24 protein-coding genes are annotated in these 24413 nt (G+C 60.6%); 11 read left to right on the top strand and 13 right to left on the bottom strand.

The features are described 5' to 3' along the window. Positions 1–39: 39 nt before the first annotated feature. Entirely contained in the window at positions 40–177 is a 138-nt protein-coding gene (locus J3P84_RS10265; RefSeq protein WP_434629941.1) for a hypothetical protein, read from the bottom strand. Here J3P84_RS10265 and sstT point away from each other — a divergent pair. Continuing rightward, positions 176–1408, top strand: a complete 1233-nt coding sequence (gene sstT / locus J3P84_RS10260; protein WP_434601272.1) for a serine/threonine transporter SstT — start codon at positions 176–178, stop codon at positions 1406–1408. The two genes, J3P84_RS10265 and sstT, sit on opposite strands and share 2 nt — an antisense overlap. 176 nt (positions 1409–1584) lie before the next feature. On the opposite strand, the gene J3P84_RS10255 is transcribed toward sstT, so the two are convergent. After that, positions 1585–2094 carry a DUF1993 domain-containing protein gene (locus tag J3P84_RS10255; protein ID WP_434573173.1) on the bottom strand — a complete coding sequence of 170 codons (510 nt, stop codon included), beginning with the start codon at positions 2092–2094 and terminating at the stop codon, positions 1585–1587. A 131-nt stretch (positions 2095–2225) separates the two neighbouring features. Here J3P84_RS10255 and J3P84_RS10250 point away from each other — a divergent pair, with 131 nt between their 5' ends. Then, positions 2226–2876: a YceH family protein gene (locus J3P84_RS10250; protein WP_434629940.1), complete on the top strand. Its 651-nt coding sequence runs from the start codon at positions 2226–2228 to the stop codon at positions 2874–2876. Here the strand turns inward: J3P84_RS10250 and J3P84_RS10245 are convergent, their stop codons facing one another. Beyond that, positions 2877–3695 carry a shikimate 5-dehydrogenase gene (locus J3P84_RS10245; RefSeq protein WP_434629938.1) on the bottom strand — a complete coding sequence of 273 codons (819 nt, stop codon included), beginning with the start codon at positions 3693–3695 and terminating at the stop codon, positions 2877–2879. It lies immediately after the preceding gene. 248 nt (positions 3696–3943) lie between these two features. On the opposite strand from J3P84_RS10245, the gene J3P84_RS10240 reads away from it, so the two are divergent. Beyond that, positions 3944–4312, top strand: a complete 369-nt coding sequence (locus J3P84_RS10240) for a hypothetical protein (protein WP_434629937.1) — start codon at positions 3944–3946, stop codon at positions 4310–4312. Positions 4313–4393: 81 nt separating this feature from the next. Here J3P84_RS10240 and J3P84_RS10235 read toward each other — a convergent pair whose 3' ends face one another. From J3P84_RS10235 to J3P84_RS10215, 5 genes are all read right to left on the bottom strand, one after another. Further along, entirely contained in the window at positions 4394–5914 is a 1521-nt protein-coding gene (locus J3P84_RS10235) for a nucleobase:cation symporter-2 family protein (protein ID WP_434629935.1), read from the bottom strand. Positions 5915–6045: 131 nt separating this feature from the next. Further along, on the bottom strand, positions 6046–6873 hold the full coding sequence (locus J3P84_RS10230; protein WP_434629933.1) for an arylamine N-acetyltransferase family protein: 828 nt from the start codon (positions 6871–6873) through the stop codon (positions 6046–6048). A 99-nt stretch (positions 6874–6972) separates the two neighbouring features. Then, a complete protein-coding gene (gene xth / locus J3P84_RS10225) occupies positions 6973–7767 on the bottom strand; it encodes an exodeoxyribonuclease III (RefSeq protein WP_434629931.1) in 795 nt (264 codons plus the stop codon). Between the two features lie 70 nt (positions 7768–7837). Further along, positions 7838–10414: a bifunctional diguanylate cyclase/phosphodiesterase gene (locus J3P84_RS10220; RefSeq protein WP_434629929.1), complete on the bottom strand. Its 2577-nt coding sequence runs from the start codon at positions 10412–10414 to the stop codon at positions 7838–7840. Positions 10415–10613: 199 nt separating this feature from the next. Then, a complete protein-coding gene (locus J3P84_RS10215) occupies positions 10614–12185 on the bottom strand; it encodes a diguanylate cyclase (RefSeq protein ID WP_434629927.1) in 1572 nt (523 codons plus the stop codon). 261 nt (positions 12186–12446) lie between these two features. Here J3P84_RS10215 and chrA point away from each other — a divergent pair, with 261 nt between their 5' ends. The 4 genes from chrA (at position 12447) to J3P84_RS10195 (ending at position 16151) form a co-directional block, all read left to right on the top strand. Beyond that, complete coding sequence (gene chrA / locus J3P84_RS10210) at positions 12447–13805, top strand: chromate efflux transporter (RefSeq protein WP_434629924.1); 1359 nt, start codon at positions 12447–12449, stop codon at positions 13803–13805. Between the two features lie 154 nt (positions 13806–13959). Then, complete coding sequence (locus J3P84_RS10205) at positions 13960–15111, top strand: mechanosensitive ion channel family protein (RefSeq protein ID WP_434629921.1); 1152 nt, start codon at positions 13960–13962, stop codon at positions 15109–15111. A 127-nt stretch (positions 15112–15238) separates the two neighbouring features. Then, complete coding sequence (locus J3P84_RS10200) at positions 15239–15526, top strand: helix-turn-helix domain-containing protein (protein ID WP_434629918.1); 288 nt, start codon at positions 15239–15241, stop codon at positions 15524–15526. 148 nt (positions 15527–15674) lie between these two features. Next, positions 15675–16151 (top strand): hypothetical protein, encoded by a 477-nt coding sequence (locus tag J3P84_RS10195; RefSeq protein WP_434629915.1) that lies wholly within the window; start codon positions 15675–15677, stop codon positions 16149–16151. Positions 16152–16198: 47 nt separating this feature from the next. Here J3P84_RS10195 and J3P84_RS10190 read toward each other — a convergent pair whose 3' ends face one another. The 3 genes from J3P84_RS10190 to J3P84_RS10180 all read right to left on the bottom strand — a co-directional run bounded on the left by J3P84_RS10190 (position 16199) and on the right by J3P84_RS10180 (position 19076). Next, a complete protein-coding gene (locus J3P84_RS10190) occupies positions 16199–16474 on the bottom strand; it encodes a hypothetical protein (RefSeq protein WP_434629912.1) in 276 nt (91 codons plus the stop codon). Between the two features lie 159 nt (positions 16475–16633). Next, positions 16634–17866, bottom strand: coding sequence for an MFS transporter (locus tag J3P84_RS10185; protein WP_434629910.1), 1233 nt, complete (start codon positions 17864–17866; stop codon positions 16634–16636). Positions 17867–18026: 160 nt separating this feature from the next. Continuing rightward, positions 18027–19076, bottom strand: a complete 1050-nt coding sequence (locus tag J3P84_RS10180) for an NAD(P)-dependent alcohol dehydrogenase (protein ID WP_434629907.1) — start codon at positions 19074–19076, stop codon at positions 18027–18029. Positions 19077–19256: 180 nt separating this feature from the next. On the opposite strand from J3P84_RS10180, the gene J3P84_RS10175 reads away from it, so the two are divergent. Continuing rightward, entirely contained in the window at positions 19257–20174 is a 918-nt protein-coding gene (locus tag J3P84_RS10175; protein ID WP_434573144.1) for an AraC family transcriptional regulator N-terminal domain-containing protein, read from the top strand. 31 nt (positions 20175–20205) lie between these two features. Here the strand turns inward: J3P84_RS10175 and J3P84_RS10170 are convergent, their stop codons facing one another. Together J3P84_RS10170 and J3P84_RS10165 are read right to left on the bottom strand one after the other, a co-directional pair. After that, positions 20206–21057 carry a TIGR03915 family putative DNA repair protein gene (locus J3P84_RS10170; RefSeq protein ID WP_434629904.1) on the bottom strand — a complete coding sequence of 284 codons (852 nt, stop codon included), beginning with the start codon at positions 21055–21057 and terminating at the stop codon, positions 20206–20208. Next, positions 21054–22274 carry a putative DNA modification/repair radical SAM protein gene (locus J3P84_RS10165; protein ID WP_305500041.1) on the bottom strand — a complete coding sequence of 407 codons (1221 nt, stop codon included), beginning with the start codon at positions 22272–22274 and terminating at the stop codon, positions 21054–21056. Before J3P84_RS10165 ends, J3P84_RS10170 begins: the two co-directional genes overlap by 4 nt. 170 nt (positions 22275–22444) lie before the next feature. Here J3P84_RS10165 and J3P84_RS10160 point away from each other — a divergent pair, with 170 nt between their 5' ends. The 3 genes from J3P84_RS10160 (at position 22445) to J3P84_RS10150 (ending at position 23898) form a co-directional block, all read left to right on the top strand. Beyond that, a complete protein-coding gene (locus J3P84_RS10160; RefSeq protein ID WP_434601288.1) occupies positions 22445–22615 on the top strand; it encodes a YhfG family protein in 171 nt (56 codons plus the stop codon). Next, complete coding sequence (locus J3P84_RS10155; protein WP_434629900.1) at positions 22615–23214, top strand: putative adenosine monophosphate-protein transferase Fic; 600 nt, start codon at positions 22615–22617, stop codon at positions 23212–23214. The genes J3P84_RS10160 and J3P84_RS10155 overlap by 1 nt, the downstream gene beginning before the upstream one ends. A gap of 465 nt (positions 23215–23679) precedes the next feature. Continuing rightward, positions 23680–23898 carry a hypothetical protein gene (locus J3P84_RS10150; protein WP_434629898.1) on the top strand — a complete coding sequence of 73 codons (219 nt, stop codon included), beginning with the start codon at positions 23680–23682 and terminating at the stop codon, positions 23896–23898. Positions 23899–24413 lie beyond the last annotated feature (515 nt).

The raw sequence follows: 24413 nt of genomic DNA, 5'->3' as shown, positions 1-24413 counted from the left end.
AGCAGATAAACAGGCAGGTGACGGATCGTCACAGGTCCGTCAGATTTTTCGCCGGGCTGTGATAAAGTCCGCGGCCTGCAAATGCTCCACACTCTTTTCGGTCCCGATCATGTGGCCTGCCCGCTTGTTGCCCTGATTGACGGACCGTTGCACATAAAAAATCAGAGATACCGTCATGACTGCTGTGTCCTCTTCCCTTCTGCACCGCTTCAAACGCACCAGCCTGGTGACGCAAATTGTCATCGGCCTGATCGCCGGCATTGTCCTGGCGTGGCTGGCCCCTGACGTGGCGAAATCCACGGCGTTCATCGGCAAGGTCTTTGTGTCGGCGCTCAAGGCGGTGGCGCCGATCCTGGTGTTCGTGCTCGTCATGGCGTCGATCGCCAACCATAAGCACGGCCAGGAAACCCATATCCGCCCGATCCTCTTCCTTTATCTGCTGGGCACTTTCGCTGCGGCCGTGGTCGCGGTCATTGCCAGCACGCTGTTTCCCTCCAGCCTGGTGTTGAGCGCCCAGGACGTTGCCGTTACCGCGCCCGGCGGGATCAGTGAAGTGCTGCAGAGCCTGTTGCTCAGCGTGGTGGACAACCCCGTGCGAGCGCTGATGGACGGTAACTTCATCGGCATCCTGGCCTGGGCCATCGGCATGGGTATTGCCATTCGCCATGCCGGCGAAACCACGCGCACCGTACTCGAAGACTTGTCCAATGGCGTGACCGTGATTGTGCGGCTGGTCATCCGCTTCGCCCCGCTGGGTATTTTCGGCCTGGTAGCCTCGACCCTGGCCACCTCCGGCTTTGGTGCGCTGCTCGGTTACCTGCACCTGTTGACCGTGCTGATCGGCTGCATGCTGTTCGTGGCACTGGTGGTCAACCCGCTCATCGTGCTCTGGAAACTGCGTCGCAACCCCTTCCCGCTGGTGTTCACCTGCCTGCGTGAAAGCGGCATCACCGCGTTCTTCACGCGCAGCTCCGCGGCCAACATTCCCGTGAACCTGGAGCTGAGCAAGCGCCTCGGCCTGCACGAAGATACCTACTCGGTCTCGATCCCGCTGGGCGCCACCATCAACATGGCCGGGGCCGCCATTACGATCACCGTGTTGACGCTGGCGGCCGTACATACCCTGGGCATCGTGGTGGATGTGCCCACGGCCGTATTGCTCAGTGTCGTCGCCGCCATCTGCGCCTGCGGCGCGTCCGGGGTCGCCGGCGGTTCGCTGCTGTTGATTCCCCTGGCGTGCAGCCTGTTTGGCATCCCCAGCGAAATCGCCATGCAAGTGGTCGCGGTAGGGTTCATCATCGGCGTGCTGCAGGATTCAGCTGAAACCGCGCTCAACTCGTCCACGGATGTGCTGTTCACGGCGGCGGCTTGCCTGGGTGAAGAAGAGCGGGCGCGGCGTACTGCATAAACCGTGCGTCTTCATCGCGAGCAGGCTCGCTCCCACAAGGACCCTGCGCAATCATTGATTCCTGTGGGAGCGAGCCTGCTCGCGAAGCGGCGCAACAGGCGCTGATGACCTGACAGACAACCACAAAAAAGCCCGGAACGGCTCACACCGTCCCGGGCTTTTTCATGCTCGCGGGTTTAGAACGCGCCCATGTAATCGCGCTTGCCTACTTCTACGCCGTTGTGACGCAGCAGTGCATAAGTGGTGGTGACATGGAAGAAGAACTGCGGCAGGCCGTAGGTCAGCAGGTAGGTTTGACCGCTGAAGCGTTTTTCCTTCGGGGTGCCCGGACGGGTGACAATTTCAATGCCTTCCTTGCCATCGATCTGCTCGGGGCTGATGCCGTCGATGAAGGCCAGCACCTTGGCGATCAGCGCTTGCAGCTCAGCGAAGGTGGTCTCGCTGTCGTCGTATTTCGGCACTTCGATCTCGGCCAGGCGCGCGGACACGCCCTTGGCGAAGTCGACGGCGATCTGCACCTGACGCACCAGCGGGAACATGTCCGGGAACAGGCGTGCTTGCAGGAAAGCGTTCGGATCGATGTTTTTCGCGGTGGCGTGGGCTTCGGCCTTGTTCAGCACATCACTCAGGGCGTTGAGCATCTGTTTGAAAACCGGGACGGAGGCGGCGTACAGGGAAATGGTCATGGCGATCTCATGCGGGTGGTAGGAGGAAACAAATCAAACGTCGGCGATTATAGCCACGGCTTGTTGCGCTCCTTGTCTTTTATTACGCAAGGATTAGGCTAGGCGGCTTCCACGGCATAGGGAAACGCGCAATGAGCATCGAAGAACAAAGCCAGGCCGAAGAACCACGGCTCAACAGCACGGAAATCCGCATCCTTGGCGCCCTGATCGAAAAACAGGCCACCAACCCCGAGACCTACCCTCTCACCCTCAACGCGCTAGTGCTGGCCTGCAACCAGAAGACCAGTCGCGAACCGGTGACCAATCTCAGTCCGGGCCAGGTCGGCCAGAGCTTGCGAGCCCTGGAAGGCCGCGGTTTTACCCGGCTGGTCATGGGCAGCCGCGCCGACCGCTGGGAGCACCGGGTCGACAAGGCGCTGGAGTTGGTGCCGGCCCAGGTGATCCTGATGGGATTGCTGTTCCTGCGCGGCCCACAGACCGTCAATGAACTGCTGACCCGCAGCGGCCGCATGCATGATTTCGAAGACACCGAGCAGGTCGTGCATCAGCTTGAGCGCCTGATCGCCCGAGGCCTGGCGCTGCTGGTGCCGCGCCAGGCCGGCCAGCGTGAAGACCGCTACGTGCACGCCATGGGCGACCCCGCGGACATCGAGGCCATCCTCGCCGCTCGCCAGCACCCGATAGAACGCAGTGGCGCCGGCAGCGGCGTGTCACTGGAACGCCTTGAAGAGCTCGAAGCGCGGATCGCCGCGCTGGAGGAGCGTCTGGCGCGCCTGGAGTAATCAGGACCGGGCGAAAGCCACGGCCCTGTCGAATTGCTCCAGGTTGGGCCGCACGCCCGTGTACAGCACAAACTGCTCCAAGGCCTGGATCGCGATCACCTCCAGCCCGGTGATGACCCGCTTGCCTTCTGCCCGGGCCCGGACGATCAACGGCGTTTCCGATGGAATCGCCACCACGTCGAATACCGTCTCGGCTGCCACGAGGGCATCGGGCTCGAACGCCAGGTGGCCCGCTTCAGGACCGCCGGCCATGCCGATCGGCGTCACGTTGATCAGCATTTGTGGCCGGCGATCGCCCAGCTCGGCTTGCCATTCGTATCCCAGGGAGTCGGCCAGGGCTCGGCCGGTGGTTTCGTTGCGGGCGACGATCAGGCCATTTTTATAGCCGCCATCGCGCAAGGCACTGGCGACCGCCTTGGCCATGCCGCCGCTGCCACGCAGGGCGAAAGTCGAATCCTTGGGTACGGCGTGGGTCTGCAGCAATTGGGCGACGGCAATATAGTCGGTGTTGTAGGCCTTCAAATGGCCGTCAGTGTTGACGATGGTGTTAATCGACTGGATCGCGGCGGCGGAAGGGTCCAACTCATCGACCAGGGCGATGCAGGCCTCCTTGAACGGCATCGACACGCCACACCCGCGGATGCCCAGGGCGCGAATTCCGCGCACCGCACCCGGCAGGTCGCGACTGCTGAACGCCTTGTAGTAGAAATTCAGGCCCAGTTGTTCATAGAGGTGATTATGAAAGCGCAGGCCGAAGTTGCCCGGGCGCCCCGATAGTGACATGCACAGCTGGGTATCTTTGTTGGGGTTCATCTGCATGCTCGTCTCCTTGATACACTTTCGGATAAACGCGATCGCCGTACCGACCGGTCCTGTTCGATGCTCAGACCTCGGGCGCAGCGCAGCGACTCGCCATCCGCTGTAAAAAAATCAGCCACAGACCTTACACAATATTTACCCAACGGCGGTGCAAATCCTGGGAAAATCGCTGTCAGAGCAAGTATCCCCGCGCCCCTGATCGGGTCTGTCGCAGGCCACAGGCGCCGGGGCCGGAACGAGGAATCGCCATGAAACGCAAACTTCCCATTATCGCCCTGCTCGTGGGGGCACTCGCGGTCACCGGCCAGGCATCCGCCCATGGTCGCGGTGGTTGGGAGGGTCCCGCGGTGTTTGGTGCAATCGTCGGCTCGGCCATTGTCGGCTCCGCGCTCATCAGCCGCGACCGACCGGTTTATGTCCAGCAACCGGTGTATGTCCAGCCACAACCGGTCTACGTGCAACAACCTGTCTATGTGCAGCAACCGCCACCGGTCTATTACGCGCCGCAACCGGTATACATCGAGCGCCCTGTCTACTATCGCCCGGCGCCGGTGTATTACGGGCCACCACGGGGCTATTACGATGGCCCGCCGCGCGGCCATTACGGTCGCTGGTAGTCCGTTCAGGGGTCATAAAAAAGCAGCCGGTGATCGATGATCACCGGCTGCTTTTGTTTTCACTCCTCTGCGATCGCCAGATCAGACGTGCTCGCTGCTCTTCAGCCGCACCGGGCCGTGCTCTCCCGGCGAGTGGGCGGGTTCCGCCACCACTGGAATCTCGTTGCCGTCGCAGTCATGCAATTTTCCGTCGCTGAAATAATCACCTTCACGCAGTGCAGCAAGGTCCTGGTAGCGCAGCACCCGCTCGGTACCGGCGGCAAAAACTGACTGCTGGTCGGAGTTGCCGGTGGTGAAATGGTTGAACGCCAGGTTCAGGATAATTGCCATGATTGCCGAAGAGCTGATCCCCGAATGGAAGATCGTCGCGAACCAGCTGGGGAAATGGTCGTAGAAGTTCGGTGCGGCGATCGGGATCATGCCGAAGCCAATGGAAGTGGCGACGATGATCAGGTTGACGTTGTTGCGGTAGTCAACCTTCGACAGGGTTCGGATACCACTGGCGGCAACCGTACCGAACAGCACGATACCAGCACCACCGAGCACCGAGGTCGGCACGGCGGCGATCACCCGCCCCATGAACGGCAGCAGCCCGAGCACCACCAGGAATATCCCGCCAGTTGCCACGACAAAACGGCTCTTGATACCGGTCACCGCCACCAGCCCGACGTTCTGGGCAAAGGCACTCTGGGTGAAGGAGCCAAAGATCGGGGCGATCATGCTCGACAGCATATCGGCTCGCAGACCATTGCCCAGACGGCGGGAATCGACCTTGGTGTCGATGATTTCCCCCACCGCCAGGATGTCAGCGGAGGTTTCCACCAGCGTCACCATGATCACGATGCACATCGACAGGATCGCGGCGATATGGAAAGTCGGCATGCCGAAGTGGAACGGCGTTGGAAACCCGAACATCGGGCCTTCGCTGACGGACGAAAAGTCCGCCATGCCGAGGAATACCGCGATGACGGTGCCGATGACCATCGCCAGCAGGATCGACAGGCGGGAAATCGTCGCACTGCCCATTTTGCTCAGTACCAGCACCAGTACCAGGGTCAGCGCAGCCAGGCCGATGTTCGCCATGCTGCCGAAATCCGCGGCGTGGCTGTTGCCGCCCATGGCCCAGCGCGCCGCCACCGGCATCAACGTCAGGCCTATGGTGGTGATGACGATGCCGGTGACCAGCGGCGGGAAGAACCGGGTGATGCGCGAGAATACCGGAGTGATCAACAAGCCGATCAGGGACGCCGCGATTACCGCACCAAGGATGGCCTGGAAGCCCCCTTCCCCGCCGGTTCCAACGATCGCCACCATGGTCGCGACGCCGGAGAACGAAACGCCCTGCACCAGCGGCAACTGGCAGCCAAAGAACGGCAGGCCAAGCGTTTGCAGCAACGTCGCCAGCCCTCCCGCGAACAATGACGCGGCGATCAGCAGACCGATGTCCGCCGGCGACAAGCCGGCCGCCTGGCCGATGATCAAGGGCACCGCGACGATGCCGCCGTACATGGTCAACACATGTTGCAGGCCGTAAGCCATATTCGCGCCGACGCCAAGGTTTTCGTCCTCGGGCCGTGGGAGTGAAACATGGGGCGTTTTCATGGTTCGGGGGTTCCCTGTTTTTTGTTATGCGCACACTGTATTCAAAACTCAGGACAAATGTCCATAGAGTTGTATACAACTTGTTGCGCACTGATCACGGGCAAGGTTGCAAATCCCGAACCAGATTGCATTCAACTTCGCGCTATCAGCCCTTCCAGCGCCGGCCGCAGCAGTTCCCGTGGCGGCACCCGCAGCCCGAACTCCGTCTCCAGCAGGTCGATCAACTCGTCGGCGTCCATGATTGTGCGTCGTTCGCTTTCCTGCCCGATCCGGTGCACGGCATAGCTGTTGCCGTTGAGGGTCTTGCGCAAACCGTCACCCGTGCGGGCGACCATCAACCGGTCCTTGAACGGGGAATCCGGATGACTGCAGACGTACCAATTACCGAGGATGTAATCGATCTCTTCCTGACGCTGCAGGTCGAACAGGTACATGGGCCGCCATTCGCCCCCTACGTTGGCGCGCAGCATGTAGCCGTCTTCAGTGGTCTCGATGCGGTATGGCTCGTGAGGAGTGGCCTGGACCTCGCGACTGTCCAGCAACAGTGGCGCGGTCGGCACCATGCCACCGAAGCCGACGTCGGTTACATAGCGCACGCCGTCAAGCGTCACCAGGCTCAAGCGATGGGTGCGTGCGGTCCAGGCGCCTTCAGGCGCGTTCATCACTACTCGCCCGGTAATGCCGCGGGCCTCGAAGCCCAGGTCCTGCAAAAGGGCCAGGAATAGCTGATTGAGCTCGTAGCAATAACCGCCGCGCCCTTGCTCGAAGATTTTTCGTTCCACCGACTCAAGGTCGATCGGCACCGGCTGCCCCAGCAGCGTCGCGAGGGTTTCGAAGGGGAACTCGGTCGTATGACGCCACTGCAACTGGCGCAACGAATCGAGCGTCGGGGGTGGCGCCGTGTCGAAACCCAGGCGCCGCAGATAACGACCGCAATCACTCAGTCGAGGTTGGTTCATGGGGTGTCCTTTCCTGTTCAGGTGCAGGGCTTGTGCAGGCACCCCGCCGTTGGCACAGGTATAAGGCATTTCCCCTGGGTGGACAATGATCCGGCGGCTTCAACGGCGCTTGCGCGAAGACAGACGAATCCACGTCGGGGCATGGTCGCTGGGGTGTGGCTGGTTCCTGACCCAGGCATCCACCCCCGCCTCGCTCAGGTAGGCACTGGCGGCAGGGTTGAGCAACAGGTGGTCGATACGTAGCCCGGAGTTTTTTTGCCAGTGCTGGCGGAAATAGTCCCAGAACGTATAGATCCGTTCTTGCGGGTAGAGATGTCGCAGCGCATCCGTCCAGCCCTGGTCCAGCAGGCGCTGGTACCGCTCGCGACTTTCCGGCTGCAACAGGGCATCCTTGAGCCAGGAGCGTGGGTTGTAGATGTCGAAGTCGGTGGGCACGACATTGTAGTCGCCCGCCAGCACCACCGGGTGATCGCTGGCTTGTAGTCCCTGGGCATAATCGATCAGCCGCTCGAACCATGCCAGCTTGTAGTCGAACTTCGGACCAGGCTGCGGATTGCCGTTGGGCAGATAAAGGCAACCTACCAGGACGCCATGCACGGCTGCCTCGATATACCGACTGTGACTGTCTTCCTCTCCGCCCGGCAGGCCGCGCCGACTTTCCAGCGGTTGCGCATCGCGGGCCAGGATCGCGACGCCATTCCAGGAAGCCTGGCCGTGCCAGATCGACCCGTAACCGGCCGACTCAAGCTCCGCCGCCGGGAAATCCTTATCGGCAGCCTTCAACTCCTGCAAGCAGGCGATGTCGGGTTTCTCCCGCTCCAGCCACTCCAGCAGGTTGGGCAGCCGAGCCCGGATACCGTTGATATTGAAGGTCGCGATTCGCAGCTTTTTCATGGGCAGGCAACTCGAAAAACCAACGTACTAGCTGTGACCGATGACAAGCCGCGGAGGTTGCAACAACCGCTCAGGAACCGGTTTTCGACAGGGGCGGAGCGCTTTCCAGCAGATGCGCGAACGCCTGCTTGTCGATGGGGCGGCTGAGAAAATAGCCTTGCACCTCGTGGCATTCATCCGAACCCAGCGTGCCCAGTTGGGCCAGGGTTTCGACACCTTCGGCGGTGACTGTCAGGCCCATGGCCTTGCCCAGGTTGATGATCGCCTGGACCACGGCGCGGTCGTTGCTGCTGTTGCTCATGGAGGCGATGAAGCGCTTGTCGATCTTGATGCCATCAAACGGATAGGTGCGCAAATAACCGAGCGACGAATAGCCGGTACCAAAATCGTCCATGTTCAGGCGCACCCCCAGTTCCTTGAGCGCATTCATGACCTGGAGCGCACCGTCCACGTCGTTCAGCATGACGTTTTCGGTGATTTCCAGCTCCAGGCGACTTGCCGGGAAGTGGGTTTCGATCAATACCTGGCGCACGTCCTCGACCACATCGCTGCGTTCGAATTGCGCAGGCGAGAGGTTGACCGAGACCATCAGCTCGCCCGGCCAGGTCAACGCGGTTTCGCAGGCCTCGCGTAACACCCAACGCCCAAGCGGGACAATCAGGTCGGTTTGCTCGGCCAGCGGGATAAACGCGTCGGGGCCCAGCAAGCCCTGGGTCGGATGTTGCCAACGAACCAGCGCCTCGACAGCGACGATGGTCTTGCCATCGACGGTATAGCGAGGCTGAAAATGCAGGACGAATTCATTTTTCTTCAATGCCTGGCGAAGGTCGCTTTCCAGCTGGCGACGATGCTGGATCTGATCGTTCATGTGCGAGGCGAAGTAGCACCAGGTCTTCTTGCCCTCGGATTTGGCCTGGTACAGGGCGATGTCGGCGCAACGGATCAACTCGCCCGGCAGATAACCTTGGCGCCGGCTTACGGCAATGCCGATGCTGGCGCCAATGTGCAACGAATGGGTCTCGTAATGGATCGGTTGCTGCAGGCTGTCGATCAGCCGTGCGCAAAACCGGTCGATTTCGGTGGAGTGCTCCACTCCGCTGAGCACCACCACGAACTCATCCCCACCCAGGCGCGCCACCAGATCGTGCTCTCGGGTGCAGTCGCGCAGGCGCTGGGCCACTTCCAGCAGCACCGCATCGCCGGCCGGGTGGCCCAGCGAATCGTTGATCGGCTTGAAGTTATCCAGATCCACCATCAGCAAGGCCAGCGGTACGGAATGCTCCTTGGCAAGCAATGCATCGTCCAGGTGCCGGGCCAACTTGTTGCGATTCGGCAGGCCGGTCAGCGCATCGTGCATCGACAGATGCTGGACCTGGGCGTGGGCGGCAACTTCATCGGTGATGTCGCTGGCGGTGCCGCGATAGCCCGTTACCAAGGCCTTGTCATAGATCGGCCGCGCCGATACCCGACAAAATCGCAACTGTCCGGAATGGTCGCGGTAGGAACACCGCAGGTTGCTGGCATTCTGTTCTTCGACCAGTTTGCCCAGCCACAAGGCAATCGGCGTGGTGTCGCAATACAGCAACTGTTCGATGTCCTGTCCCAGCCATTGCTGATCGGAAAAACCGGTAACGGTGTTGAAGCGCCCCGACAGATAGGTGATGCGCTGCTGGCTGTCGATTTCCCATATCCAGTCCGACGCCGCCTCCGCCACGGCACGGAAGCGCTCTTCGCTCGCCTGGAGCGCCTGCTTTGAGGTTTCCAGGCTGTCGTAGCTGGCGTCCACCTGTCGAGCGGTACGCATGGCATAGCGGAAAAAATAAGCGGTGAGCAACGCCAGGATCAGCAACGCCCCGCCCAATGGCGGAACCAGGGACCACAACAATTGGTGGCCTGGCCGCTCCAGCCGGGATACCAGGCTGTAACCGGTGCTATCCAGCGGTACGGCTGGCTGACCGGGCGCCAGCGCCGTATCTTTCACCAGGTTCAACTCGTTCAGGCCGTAGCTCTTGCCTACCTTACGAAGCTTGACCGGCGTCAGCTGGTCGACAAAAAGCAGCACCGACGTCCCCTTGGCCTCGACCTGAGGACGTTCGTCGTTGGGCAGGATCACCGAAGCCGTGACGATGGCCGGCCAGCCTTCGAACAAGGTGTAGCGGATCATGGGCCTGGTCAGGTCCGGTTGCGCCTGGAGCTGATCGACAAGGTCCCTCAGCGGTGTATCGATGTAGGCCGTCGCCTCTGCCTGGACATTTTGTCCCCGCACCACCGCATATTTGGTGCGTTCACGGTCGATGACGAACACCCCTTCGTATTCATCGTTGGTGAACAGGGTCTTGCCGATGTTCTGTTCGGCATAGGCCCATTGCACATCGACCTCGCCGTTAAGACGCTCATAGCCGGTGGTCCAGTAGGCGTAACTGGCCATGTAGTTTTTCGACGCGGTGATGCGATTCTCGAGCGCGCGCTCAATGTAGAAGTGGGTCTTGCCCACGTCGTCCGCGTCCAGCTTTTGCGCAATGTTGAACAGCGCGGCGACAGCCATCAGGACACCCATTACGAACAGCACGCCGACCGCCACCACCAGGCGACGGGTAATCGGCGTGTGACGCGTGACGTCAGGGGGGATATCGGCAGCGGTGTCCATTGACCTGCTCCTGTCCTTCGGCGTTGGCTTCGCCGTGCAAACTTCACTGCATGAACTGCGTTTGACCCTTGGGTTTTCTTAACCTTAGCAGCCGCTGCCGCGTCAGTTGGCGAGCCTACAGAGTTTGACGAAAAGGGCTACGCGTCGCCTGTGCGTTGAACAATGGACCTTGATCCGCCACCGATGATTCCGACGAATCTCAGCGATCGGAACGCTCCAGCGCATCGAACGCGTCTTCCCTGGACAACGCCGCGACACAGTTGCGACCGCTGTGTTTGGCCTGATACAGCGCCGCATCGGCTCGCTGGATGAAGACTTCCGTACTGTCCAGGCTGCTGGGCACGAAGGCATGGCAACCCAGGCTCACCGTCAGGTAGCCGGAGGGGGCAGCCGAATGGGTAATCTGCCTGTCGATGACGCGGCGGCGGATCTGTTCGGCCAATGCCATGGCGCCGTGCAGGTTGGTATCGGGCAGCAGGACAGCAAACTCTTCGCCACCAAAACGCACCGCCAGGTCGGCCTTGCGATGACAGCAGTCCTTGAGCACTTTCGCGACCTCCGCCAGGCAATGATCACCCGCGACATGCCCGTAGGTATCGTTGTAGCGCTTGAAAAAATCGATGTCGAGCATGATCAGGCTCAGGGGGCTGCGCTGGCGGGCGCCTCGGCCGAACTCGATGCCCAGGGCCCGCTCGAACAGCCGGCGATTCGCCAGCCCGGTCAGGCTGTCATGAGTGGCGATCAGCTCCAGCGCTTGCTGGGCCTTGCGCAGGTCCGCTTCAATCCGCTCGCTGTTACGCACCTGATGCACGAAAACCCAGCCAAACAGACAGATACCCAGCACCACCAAGGCCACGATCAGGCTCGATTGCACCGCCCGGTCATACCAGCCCGCCAGGATCGCTGACTCGGACATCGCGGCAACGACCACCAGTGGGTAGGCTTGCAGATGCCGATGGCCATAGAGCCTGACGATATTATCGGTGTCGGAGCGGATCATCTCATCGCCGGAAGCCCCCACCACCGGATCGTGCTGGAAAATATGATGCCGCGCCATGGACGCACCAATCAGCGCCTCGTCGAAGGGCCGGCGCGCCAGCAAAGTCCCATCGGACAACGCCAGGGCCATCTCGCCTTGGTCATCGAGATTGAAACTCCTCAGGAACTGGTCGAAATACGACATTTTGATCCCGGCCATCAGCACGCCCTGGAAATTGCCTTTGCGGTCATTCAGCCGACGGGAAACGGGGATGATCCATTCGCCGTTCTGCCGGCTGCGGATCGCCGGGCCGATATGGGCGACGAGCGAGGCATTCTCCTGGTGAAACTGGAAATACTCGCGATCCGCGATACCGGATCCCCGGTGCAGCTTTTCAAACGAGGTGATGATCCACTGGCCGCTCTTGTCGAACAGAAACAGGCCATGCAGTTGTTCCAGAGATAACACGCGCCGGGCGAATGTCTGTTGCAGGCGCGCGCGCACGGCCGGGCCGTAGCCATCGATCTGGATCCCGTCTGCCAGGCTGCCGAGCACGAGATCGGCCTGCAGGAAAGTATCCTGGGCCTGCTGGGCCATGGCACGGGTAAGGTTGGCCGAAGCAATCCGCGCCGACTCCAGGTCGTGACGACGAGATTGCTCCAGTTGCAGATAGAGCAAACCGCAGAGGCACAGGCAAACCGCCGCAATAAACGCCACCGCAGCCTTGAGCAATGGCAGGCGCTTGAGGGTGCCGCCGGGCGCATGGAGCGGATCGTTGATGGGGATAGGCAAGCGAATTCCTGAAGAGGGCAAAGCATGAGCAAAACGCTCAAAGCCCCCAATATTCGTGAGCTTAGCGTACCGCTTGGAGGCCGGCAATTTGCCAGTGGGGCGTAGTCGATGGATGGCGCAGTGGATCCAAAATCCCCCTCATCATCTGGCAATTCTGCCGCCCCTTGGCGCGTTTTTTTACACGCGAACCTTACCGGGGGCTATCTAAAACGTGTCTCGCCCCATAACGTAGGTGGCCTTTATATCAAGGCCCCGCGGACCATGAGCACTCCGAACCCGAGCACTGTAGAACAGGTACAGACCAGACCGTCGACCGTCAGCCTGCGAGAGGCCTTCTGGTTCTGGCTGAAACTGGGTTTCATCAGCTTCGGCGGACCGGCGGGCCAGATCTCGATCATGCACCAGGAATTGGTGGAGCGTCGGCGCTGGATCTCCGAGCGTCGCTTCCTCCACGCCTTGAACTACTGCATGCTGCTGCCCGGCCCCGAGGCCCAGCAACTGGCGACGTACCTGGGCTGGCTGATGCATCGAACCTGGGGCGGAGTAATCGCCGGGGCGTTGTTTGTCCTGCCCTCGCTGTTCATTCTCATCACATTATCCTGGCTATACGTCGCCTTTGGCGAAGTGCCGGTGGTGGCCGGCATTTTTTATGGCATCAAGCCCGCCGTGACGGCGATCGTCGTGCATGCCGCGCACCGGATAGGCGCGCGCGCGCTCAAGAACAACTGGCTGTGGGCAATCGCCGCCGCGTCGTTTACGGCGATCTTCGCCTTCAACGTACCCTTCCCGCTAATCGTACTGGGGGCGGCGGTCGTCGGTTACTTCGGCGGTCGCTGGGCACCGGCAAAGTTCAGCCTGGGCGGCCACGATGCCAGGCACAAGTCGTTCGGCCCGGCGCTGATCGATGACGATACACCGACCCCGGAACACGCTCGTTTCAGTGCCACCCGCCTGGCCCGACTGCTGATCGTCGGGGCGCTGCTGTGGATTCTGCCGATAGGCCTGTTGACCGCGATGTTTGGTTGGGAAGGAACCTTGACGCAGATGGCCTGGTTCTTTACCAAGGCGGCACTGCTGACTTTCGGCGGCGCCTATGCGGTGCTGCCCTACGTGTATCAAGGCGCCGTCGGACATTTCGGCTGGCTGACACCGACCCAGATGATTGACGGCCTGGCCCTGGGCGAAACCACTCCGGGACCGCTGATCATGGTAGTCGCGTTCGTGGGTTTCGTCGGGGGTTACGTGACGCAGGTGTTCGGCCCCGAACAGGCGTTTCTGGCGGGCGCGGTTGCGGCCACGCTGGTGACCTGGTTCACCTTCCTGCCCTCGTTCCTGTTCATCCTGGCCGGCGGTCCGCTGGTGGAATCGACCCATGACGAGTTGAAATTCACCGCGCCGCTCACAGCGATCACCGCGGCGGTGGTGGGGGTGATTCTCAACCTCGCCTGCTTCTTTGGTTATCACGTGCTCTGGCCCAAGGGCTTACACGCAGCACTGGACTGGCCATCGGCAATTCTTGCAGTCGCGGCGTTCATTGCATTGTTCCGCTATAAACGCGGCGTCATCCAGGTATTGCTGGCCTGCGGCCTGGCCGGGCTGGCGGTGCATCTGCTGCGCTAAGAGAGGCGCTTGAGTCAGATCAGCGGCCCATGCCGGGGCCGCTGACGGCAAGAAAATTGAACGGGCCTCTGCCACCTGCGAACTAACCAAGTTCATGGCCCGGCCGGTGCGGCCAGGGCACAACCTGAACAGAAATGGCACAGGTGATCCATCCATGGACTCAAGCTCCCTCGATATTTTTACCGACACCCAGGTACTGGGCATTTCCATCGCCAATTGGCTGCTGGCACTGAGCGTGATGACGGTGAGCTTCATCATCGCCAGGGCTGGCGTCGGTTTTCTATTGAAAAACGTGCGTGCCCGGGCACAAAAACCCGACGCTTATGTCAGCCACATCGCCGTCGAAGTACTGTCCAGTACCAGCAATACCTTGTTATTGCTGGCCTCGATCCTGATCGGCGTTGGCGTACTGGACTTGCCGGAACGCTGGCTGAGTCGAGTCAGCAGCCTCTGGTTCGTGGTGGCGGCCCTGCAAGTGGGATTATGGGCAAACCGAGCGATCGCCCTGGCGTTGATGCATTATTTCGCCCGCCACAGCCACTCCGACATTCATCAGAAAAGCGCCTTGGCCACCCTGAGCCTGTGGGGTGCGAAAGTATTTCTCTGGGCGGTGGTGCTCCTGGCGATGCTTTCCAACCTGGGCGTGAACATCACGGCGTTCGTTGCCAGCCTCGGCGTGGGCGGCATCGCCGTGGCGCTCGCGGTGCAGAATATCCTCGGGGACCTGTTCGCTTCGCTGTCGATTGCCGTGGACAAACCTTTCGAAGTCGGCGACTTCATCGTCGTCGGCTCCCTGGCCGGGACCGTGGAACATGTCGGCCTGAAGACCACGCGAATCCGCAGCCTGGGTGGCGAGCAAATCGTCATGGCGAACGCCGGCATGATCAGCACCACCATCCAGAACTACAAACGCCTCCAGGAGCGCCGGATCGTCTTCGAATTCGCCCTGCCCCAGGAATGCTCGACAGAACAACTGCGGCAAGTGCCGGTCATCGTCGAAAAGATCATCAAGGCCCAGGAAAAAACCCGCTTCGACCGCGCGCATTTTCGCGGTTTCGGCGAAAGCGCACTGGAGTTCGAAACGGTCTATATCGTGCTGGACCCCAGCTACAACGTCTACATGGACATCCAGCAGGCGATCAACCTGGGCATGATGGAAGAGTTCGCCACGATCGGCGTGCGCTTCGCCATGCCGTCGCGCGCGGTGCATGTGGCTTCGTTGCCGGATGCGGTGGAGCGGATGGCCAGCAGAGGCAACGAGAGGCCCCCCACGCAAAGCGCTCCCTCGTTTCGGGCGCAACACTGAGTCCACGCAGACGTTGGAGATTGCCGTTACAACTCACCAGATGAATAGGGGAGCTGCGTCCTATAGCATTGTCCGCCGGTGATCAACGCAAGGCGTTGAAAATGATCGTCGAGCAATGGAGATAACCATGAGCAGATTTTTCGATGAGCTGATGGAAAGCGTGCAACAGATGGATGAGATTGTCCGAGGAGAGCGTCAGCCGTCCCGGGAATTCATCGTCGATGCGCTGCAGGTGAAGGAGATACGAAAAGCCACCGGCCTGACCCAAGCCAAGTTTGCAGCATTGATCGACGTTCAGTTGGGCACGCTACGCAATTGGAAGCAAGGGCGGCGCGAGCCAACCGGTCCCGCGAAAGCTCTGTTGCGCGCCATTCATAACGACCCTGAACACGTCATCAATGCCCTCGCCATATAGGTCACCAGATTCGAAAGGATACTCGCATATGGCTGCGAAACGCCCGAAATCAGCTCGCTGCGCAAAACGAAACCGCGCCATGACCCAGCGCAACTGAGCCCCCACTCCATCAGCTACGCTCAACCTATCACCACGACAGGGAATCGACATGAGCAAGGCAGACGAACTCGCGGCGAAGCTGAGGCAGGCCCAACGAACCCCAGCCGACATCGACAACTGCGCCGACCTGGCCATCGAATACTGGCCCGGCCAGGTCTATGACTTGTACCGTCAGATCGAAACGTGGCTCGCGCCGGTGTGTGAGGCGGGCCTGGTTATCCGGCGCAATCCGACCCACGTCTTCGAGCGCCACTCCAGCGGTTCGACGTACAACTACGCCATTGACCAATTGGTGATCGAGGGCAACCACCGGCGCATCTCGCTCGATCCGATCGCCCGCTTCTCCACCAGCGCAGAGGGATGCATCGAAATCCATATGCAAGGCGTGAAGCATTGCATCCTGCGCACCGTGGGCAAACATGGCGAATCACTTTGGCAGCTGCGGCCGGCCGGGCAACACACCGAACCCGTAGCGCTGGATGAAGATGCTCTTCTCTTGATCATCGAAGAAGGGTTGGGGCTTTAAAGCAAATGGGCGACCTATCGAGTCGCCCATTTCTGAAGACAGGAGGATCAGCCGGCAGCCGATTCAAATGCTGCATCGGGCCCGCTTTGCACGGGATTGCCAGGCGTAGCCGTATACCGGCCGACCAGGACTGCCAAGGCGTTATCGATCTGGTCAGCTGCGCCTTGAGCGTGCTGGGCATCCGCCCAGCTCCAGTAGCGCTCGGACACCAGCCCGCCCACAGCCTGCGCGCAAAGTTCATCACAACTGACGCCCATCTTGCCCGCGGCCGCAATGACCGCCAGGAGCGCCTGCTCCAATTGGGAAATTCTTTCAGTAGACACAACTAACCAACTCGGTAGGTAACGAGCTTGAAGCTTACCAAGATATCAATATGCCACCAAACTGCAGGCGCCCAACGGTCTCGTCCAGCTTCGGTTGCCCGATAGCATCAGGGATTTTTTCCCCTGCTTATGGATCAACGAAGCCTGCATTGGTTTCGATCAGGTTGACTCCCGCACCGCGCCATATGTCGCGTCGCTCGACGCTTGCGAAGACTTGCGAGCCGCGGCACGGGCCGCCAGCATGGTCAGCACCGCCGCAACGACCAACACGGCCGCGCTGGTTTCAAACGTCGCCCGATAACCGCTCAGGTCGAACAGGACGCCACCCACCGTGGCACCAGACGCAATGGCGAGCTGGACGATCGCCACCATCAATCCGCCGCCGGCCTCGGCATTTTCCGGCAACGTCCTGGCCAGCCAGGTCCACCAGCCAACCGGCGCCGCCGTTGCCACCAGCCCCCAGACGCCCAGCAGCACCGCGGTCATGACCGCTGACCCGCCGAACGCAACCAGCGCAAGAGCGATTGCAGCCATCAACAACGGGATGACGATGAGGGTCCGATACAGGCCGCTCCTCAAGAACGAACCGATCAGGAAGGTTCCGAGCAAACCGGCCAGGCCAATCACCAACAACATGAACGACAACAGCGACACGCTCACCTGCGTCACCGTTTCGAGGAAGGGACGCAGATAGGTGAACAACATGAACTGGCCCATGAAGAACGTGCTGACGGCCAGCATGCCCAACGCAACCGGTGCCTGGGTCATCAGTTTGAAAGGATTGCCGCTGTCCTGCTTCACCCGCGAGGGCAGCGAGGGCAGGCTCAACAGCAACCACGCCAGGGCGAGCGCGGCGACGGGGACGGTGCAGAAGAACGCGCCACGCCAACCGATGATTGCGCCCAGGAAGCTGCCCAATGGCGCAGCGACTACCGTCGCCAAGGCATTGCCGCCGTTGACGATGGCCAATGCGCGGGGGACTTTGTCCTCCGGCACCAGGCGCATGGCCGTAGCCGCCGACAGCGACCAGAAGCCGCCAATCGCAACGCCGATCAAGGCGCGGCCGACCATGAACGTCACGTAGTCGGGGGCCAGCGCAGCCACTGTGCCGGAAACTATCATCAGCAGTGTCAATGCCGAGAGCAGCCATTTGCGGTCGACCCGGGCGGCAATCGAGGCGACGAACAGGCTGGTGACCAGGGCGAAGGCGCCGGAGACGGCGATGCCTTGGCCGGCCTGCCCTTCGCTGACATGAAGGTCCGCCGCTACCGGTGTCAGCAGGCTGACCGGCATGAATTCCGAGGCGACCAGCGCGAAGGCAGCCAACGACATGGCAAGCACCGCGCCCCACGCAGGCTTACCCCGCGGGGTGGGCGATAAAGTATGGGTCATGGGTAACAACCTGAAATTTATGGAAGGGTTAGAAACCCTTGGGCGAGCGAGCTCGTTCGCGATGACGGCGGCGCAATCCGCGCACAGGCGACTGGAACACCGCGATCGCGAGCAGGCCCGCTCCCGCATCAATCGGGCCTGAACGCTTTGAGACTTACATTCAACCGGCCAACGTAGCGTTGTCGATCACGAAGCGATACTTGACGTCGCCCTTGAGCATCCGCTCGTAGGACGCGTTGATCTGATCGGCACGAACCAGCTCGATCTCGGCAACGATGCCGTGCTCAGCGCAGAAATCCAGCATTTCCTGAGTTTCGGCAATCCCACCGATCATCGAGCCGGCAATGGTTCGACGCTTCAGGATCAAGTTGAAGACATTGGGCGACGAATGAGGCGTCGCCGGAGCGCCCACCAGGGTCATCGCGCCGTCGCGCTTGAGCAATACCAGGAAAACGTCGAGGTCGTGGGGCGCCGCCACGGTGTTGAGGATGAAGTCGAAGCTCTTGGCGTGGGCGGCCATTTCATCAGCATTGCGCGACACGATGACTTCATCGGCGCCCAACTGCCGGGCGGCCTCGCGCTTGGATTCCGAAGTGGTAAACGCCACGACGTGTGCGCCCATCGCGTGAGCGAGCTTGATGCCCATGTGCCCCAGGCCACCGATCCCGACCACGCCGACTTTCTTGCCCGGCCCGGCGTTCCAGTGACGCAATGGCGAATAGGTGGTGATGCCTGCACAAAGCAGTGGCGCGACGGCGGCCAATTGCTCTTCGGGGTGACGGATGCGCAGCACATAACGCTCATGCACCACGATGTTCTGCGAGTAGCCACCCAGGGTCCAGCCCGGTTCGTCCGGCGTCGGGAAGTTGTAGGTACCGATCATGCCGTCGCAGTAGTTTTCCAGGCCGCTTTCGCAGTCCTCGCAGTGCTTGCAGCTGTCGACAATGCAGCCGACGCCGACCAGATCACCGGTCTTGAACGCGGAAACATGGGCGCCCACCGCCGACACGCGGCCGACGATTTCGTGGCCAGGGACGCAAGGGAACTGAGTGCCTGCCCACTCGGCGCGCACCTGGTGCAGGTCCGAGTGGCAGATCCCACAAAAGGCGATGTCGATCTGCACGTCGTGCGCGCCGGGTGCGCGGCGATTGATTTGCATCGGTTCAAGGGGTTTGTCGCCCGCGTGGGCGCCGTAGGCTTGTACACGCATGAGATGACTCCTTGTTGAGTTGAATTCGACTGGCAGTTTCAGGGACCGGCGCCATTCGCCGGTAGAACATTTCGCTGAAGTTCTTGCCCGATCCTGTGAGCCTGCCTATTTGCCGTAGGCAGCGCTTCGCTTGGCGAGTTAAGGTTCTGCCTATAACTATCACCCCGACAGACAATCGACATGACCAGCCACGGCAAATCGCCGCAAAAGATGCTCGCGGACCTCATCGCTCCCCGGACCACAGAATCGGGAGACGTCGAAACGTCGATGCCTGGCCTCTGCCTCTTCCGGCGCGACGCCCCTGCCCCGCCCGCGACCTGCATGATCGAACCGAGCATCGTCCTCGTCGCCCAGGGGATGAAGCAGGTCTGGATTGGTGGCCAGGCGTATGGGTACGACACCGGGCGATTCCTGATGACTTCACTGGATATGCCGGCAAATTCCGAAGTGATGGTCGCAAGCCCGGAACAGCCATGCCTGGGCTTGGTGTTGCGGCTGGATTTGCGCATGGTTGCCGATCTGGTCGCCCAAGGCGGGCTGGCGCCGCGTCTTGAGCGCCCAGTCGGGATTGGTGCGGGAATCGGCACCAGCACAGCGGACTTCCTGGCGCCGTTCGTACGCCTGCTGGCATTGCTGGATGAACCCGAGGCGATCCCCATCCTGGCGCCGCTGATCCAGCGCGAGATCCATTACCGATTACTGATGAGCGACCAGGCGGCGCGGCTGCGCCAGATCGCGTCCGTCGACAGCCAGGGCTACCGGATCGCCAAGGCCATCGACTGGCTGAAGTTGAACTACGCCGCGCCAATCCGCGTGGATGACCTGGCGGCGCGGGTGCAGATGAGCGCCCCGACCTTTCACCATCACTTCCGCCAGCTCACGGCGATGAGCCCCCTGCAATATCAGAAGTGGCTGCGGCTGAACGAAGCAAAACGGCTGATGCTCAACGAACACCTGGACGTGGCCAACGCCGCCTACCGAGTGGGTTACGAAAGCCCCTCGCAGTTCAGCCGCGAATACGCCCGCCTGTTCGGTGCGTCGCCCAAGCGGGACATTGCGGCGTTGCGCAGGCCGGCAAGTGCGAGCAAGGGTATCTGACTACTGTGCCGGAGCCATCGTGGGCGCTGTCTTATCCCTGTGCCCCTACCGCAGCGCCTACGACAATCCGCTTACCCATCTTCTCCCCCACCTCCAACGCCTGCCCATCCCTCTGCTTCCCCTGCCGCGCCTGCCCCACCAGTTGAGGAATCAATTCCCCCTCAGGCAAATGCTTCCAGAACCGCCCGGGCATGTGCTGGCGCAACGCGGTCGGGTTGAGCCTCGCCGGGTTGAAGATGTGCCTGTAATAGGTGCGCCACAACTCGGCGCCGGGGTCTTCGGCGTGGCGGGCCCATTGTTGCCATTGCGCGGGGCAGTGGCGCTGGTAATCCAGCGATTGGCCGTCGAAACGAATACCGTCGCGAGGCGTTGCAATCAGCCAGCGTTGCCGACCGAGCCGCTCGGCAAAATGACCGCTCGCGCTTTCGAGGATGTCGTGCGCCGGCTGGTGGAACGCCACCAGGTCCAACTGCAATTGTTCTGCCACGGCTGGCGGCAAGGGGATGAAGCGCACGAAGGCGTGCAAGTGATGAGCCTCGCGACTGACCTGCTTGATGCGCCGTTGCAACTCGCTGCCCAGGCGATCGCCCGCGAGCATGGCGGTGCGGTCGCCATGGGCTACGCGCCAGAGCACTTCGTACAACAGGTTCCAGCGCTGTCCGCCGTGATAACGACTGGCCTGTTGCAACTGGCTCAACAACGCTGCCGGGACGCGAGTGCGGAACGGACCCGGGCCTTGCGGCAAGGGCGTCGGCATTGCCAACAGATCGGCGATGGGCCCCTGGGCCCAAGTCACGTCACAGGGGTCTATTCCGTGACCAAGCAACGTCCGGGCTTGGTCGCGCCAGATGGCGAAATCGTCATCGCAATCCAGCGCGATCATCCCCACAGCCCCATTTGCACAGGCCTTTGCGGATCGCGCAAACGTGCCCGCAGCAAGCCGCTGCGCGTTTGCGCGTCAGCGGGCCGGTAATCGCTGGTCACAATGAACGGGCGGGCCTTTTCCAGCACGCAGCGCAACTGCACCAGATCGTCATACCGAATCCGCCGCTCCCTGCGCAGCGTCACCAGGCGCTGCACGCTACGCAGGCCGATCCCGGGAATGCGCGCCAGCAGCGCCGGCTCGGCACGGTTGAGGTCAAGTGGAAACACATCGCGATTAGCCAGCGCCCAGGCCAGTTTCGGGTCGATGTCCAGGTCCAGGTTGCTGGACGTGTTCAACAGTTCGCCTGCCTTGTAGCCGTAGCCACGCATCAGGAAGTCGGCTTGATACAGCCGATGCTCACGCAGTAACGGCGGCGCGGCGAGCGGCACACTGGCTGGGCTGTCGGGAATCGGACTGAAGGCGGAATAGTAGACCCGCCGCAAACCATAGCCCTGGTAGAGCGACTCGGCGTTGCTCAGGATGGCATGGTCGTCGGTAGCATCCGCTCCCACGATCACCTGGGTGCTCTGCCCGGCCGGCGCAAAGCGCGGCGCCCGCGGCTCGCCAGCCACCGCCTGCTGACCGTCATGGATGGTGCCCATGGCCTGACGAATCGTGGTCAATTGCTTTTCCGGCGCGAGGCGCTTGAGGCTCACCTCGGAGGACAGTTCGATGTTCACACTCAGGCGATCCGCTAGCCGACCCGCCTCCTCGATCAATAGCGGATCGGCATCGGGAATGGTCTTGAGGTGAATGTAGCCTCGGAATTGATGCTCCTCGCGCAGCAAGCGCGCCACGCGAACCAGTTGCTCCATGGTGTAGTCGGCCGAGCGAATGATGCCGGAACTCAGGAACAGCCCGCTGATACAATTGCGACGATAGAAATCCAGCGTCAACCGCACCACTTCCTCCGGCGTAAAGCGCGCCCTCGGCACGTTGCTGGAACGACGGTTGACGCAATACTGGCAGTCGTACAGACAGAAATTGGTCAGCAACACCTTGAGCAGCGAGACACAGCGCCCATCCGGCGTGTAACTGTGGCAGATCCCCATGCCATCGGTGGCCCCAAGCCCATCGCGACCACGCGAACTGCGCTTGGGCGCCCCACTGCTGGCACACGACGCGTCATATTTGGCGGCGTCTGCAAGAATGCCGAGCTTGGCGATGAGCTGCATGGAGAATTCCCGAATACTGGATGCATGAACAGTATTTGGAGATGCGCCGATATGCAAGTCCCGTTGGTCAATCCGTTTGCCGATGGACCGACTGATCCGGACCGCGACATAGGCCTTGCCGGGGCGATGGGCTATAATTCGCCAACCAACGCGATTCGAGGTCCACCCCGATGGGCACTGTCAGCCTGGAAACAAAAAAGGCCTACGCGGCCAGGACTCGCCGGTCCAACTACGCGGCCAGCCTGCGCCTGGAAGGGTTCAAGGTGTCTGCGCAAGACAGCGAAGACAAGCTGCCTTCCCGTGAGGAAGTCTTGAAGACCTTCACCAAGACTCGAGCCTGATGCCCGACAAATACGGCGTCGGCGAAGACGCCTATTGTTACCCGGGCTCCACGGTCCTGCGCAATAAACTCGATATCCGCGATGAACAGACCTTGAGCGAAGCCGAACAACAGCTCTCGGCCATCGCCGCGGGCAACGTCGAATTCAACCCTCCTCCCTACAACCTGGCTTATCTGCAGGATATTCATCGAGCGCTGTTCTCGGATTTGTTCGAATGGGCCGGAGCGCTGCGGACCGTTGGCATGGCCAAGCAAGCCACGCGTTTTTGCCAACCTGAATACATGGAAAAGGAAGCCAACAAGATATTCGCCAACCTGACGGCGTCGAACTGGTTCGAGGGACTGAGCAGAACTGAACTGATCATCGCCGTGGCGGATGCCTATTCCGATATCAACATCATCCACCCATTCCGCGAAGGCAACGGCCGCGCCCAGCGCATCCTGTTCGAACACCTCATCATGAATGCCGGATTCGAGATCAGTTGGTGGGGGATCGATAAAGACGAATGGATCGACGCCAATATCGCGGCTTATAACTGTGTGCTGGGCCCCATGGAGGCGGTTTTTGAGAAGTGCATTGGGGAAATGATTCAGACCTGAGCCGCGGACAGTTGCACTTCATCACTGATAAACTGCGCCGATCCGCCCTTCTGATTCAAATTCCCAATGTCTTTACACTCCGCTCCGCTTGCTTAGCGCCGCTTTCTTCATCGTTCCTGGTGCAAATATCTAGCAACCACAGCTTGGCGCGTTTACAACCGTGCGGCGCTGGCCGAGAATCACACCGCTATGTAGGGTGGGTTCCGCTTGGTAGCGAGAGGTAATGAAATTGGGAGGGGGTGAGCTCAGGGTTACCTGATTTCTTTCGCCGAAACGCAACGATTGGTACTGAAATTGGTACGAGATCTACCCGACCCATACGTTGAGAGTCCCGCGTCGGTTGCAACGACGACGCCTTTTCATAGCTGAACCCAATCATCAAACATATGCATCTCAGTTTGCGCTCAAGTGCAGATATGAATTGACATCTGGTCATTGCCCTAAACGACAAGCTGGGTTAAGAAAATGGATATCAAAGAGTTTTGCCTCGCTCATGGATTCGATATGAGCAAATGTGCAGTCGCGTTAGGTGGTGGGAGCTTCGTATTGGTGAAGCTCAAAACCTCGCCTGTGGAATTCTTGAGCTTAGCGGAAGACGATTTTGAACGAGGCGGCCTGTCGGCCCTTATCAATGCAACAACTAATGTGAAGCGCGCAATTGTCTGTCAGCTTGACCAAAGATAAGGCGATTGAGAGCGCTTGGCTTACTGGCGCCGAGCCTTTTGCGTAAAGTGGTCAAAATGCGGAATATTCTTGAGCATGAATATGGACTCCCAGAGCTTAAATCAGTTGAGGAAGCGCTAGACATCGCAAGTCTGTTTGTAATGTCCGCTTCAGCTATGTTCATTCCTTTTGATGATGTCTTAGAATTTACGCTTCCTGACGGTTCAAACGGAGAAAGCCATCTAACGCATCTCACTGCAGGTTTAAATCGAGACTCTCGTGGTGTTTTCTATACTGTCTAGGCATATGAGCCCGGCGGATATGGTGGGCGATGCGTTGGTCAATGTGAGATTAAATCAGGGCACGTGCTTTTCGAAGCGATGGTTAAGCTTTCTGCATCGTTGATGCTTCGCTACAAAGTCGAACAGGCTTTCAGTGATTTTGACAAGGCGTACACGCTGATATGAGCCTTGGGGAACGTTAGCGGCATGGCCGACGGTGTCGCTTCACACCGAGCCATCGAAAATGAGTCCAAG

This window comes from Pseudomonas sp. Z1-29, assembly GCF_051131995.1.
GTDB lineage: Bacteria > Pseudomonadota > Gammaproteobacteria > Pseudomonadales > Pseudomonadaceae > Aquipseudomonas.
The sequence above is the reverse complement of the archived record's forward strand: the minus strand, read 5'-3'. Positions and strand labels throughout refer to the sequence as shown.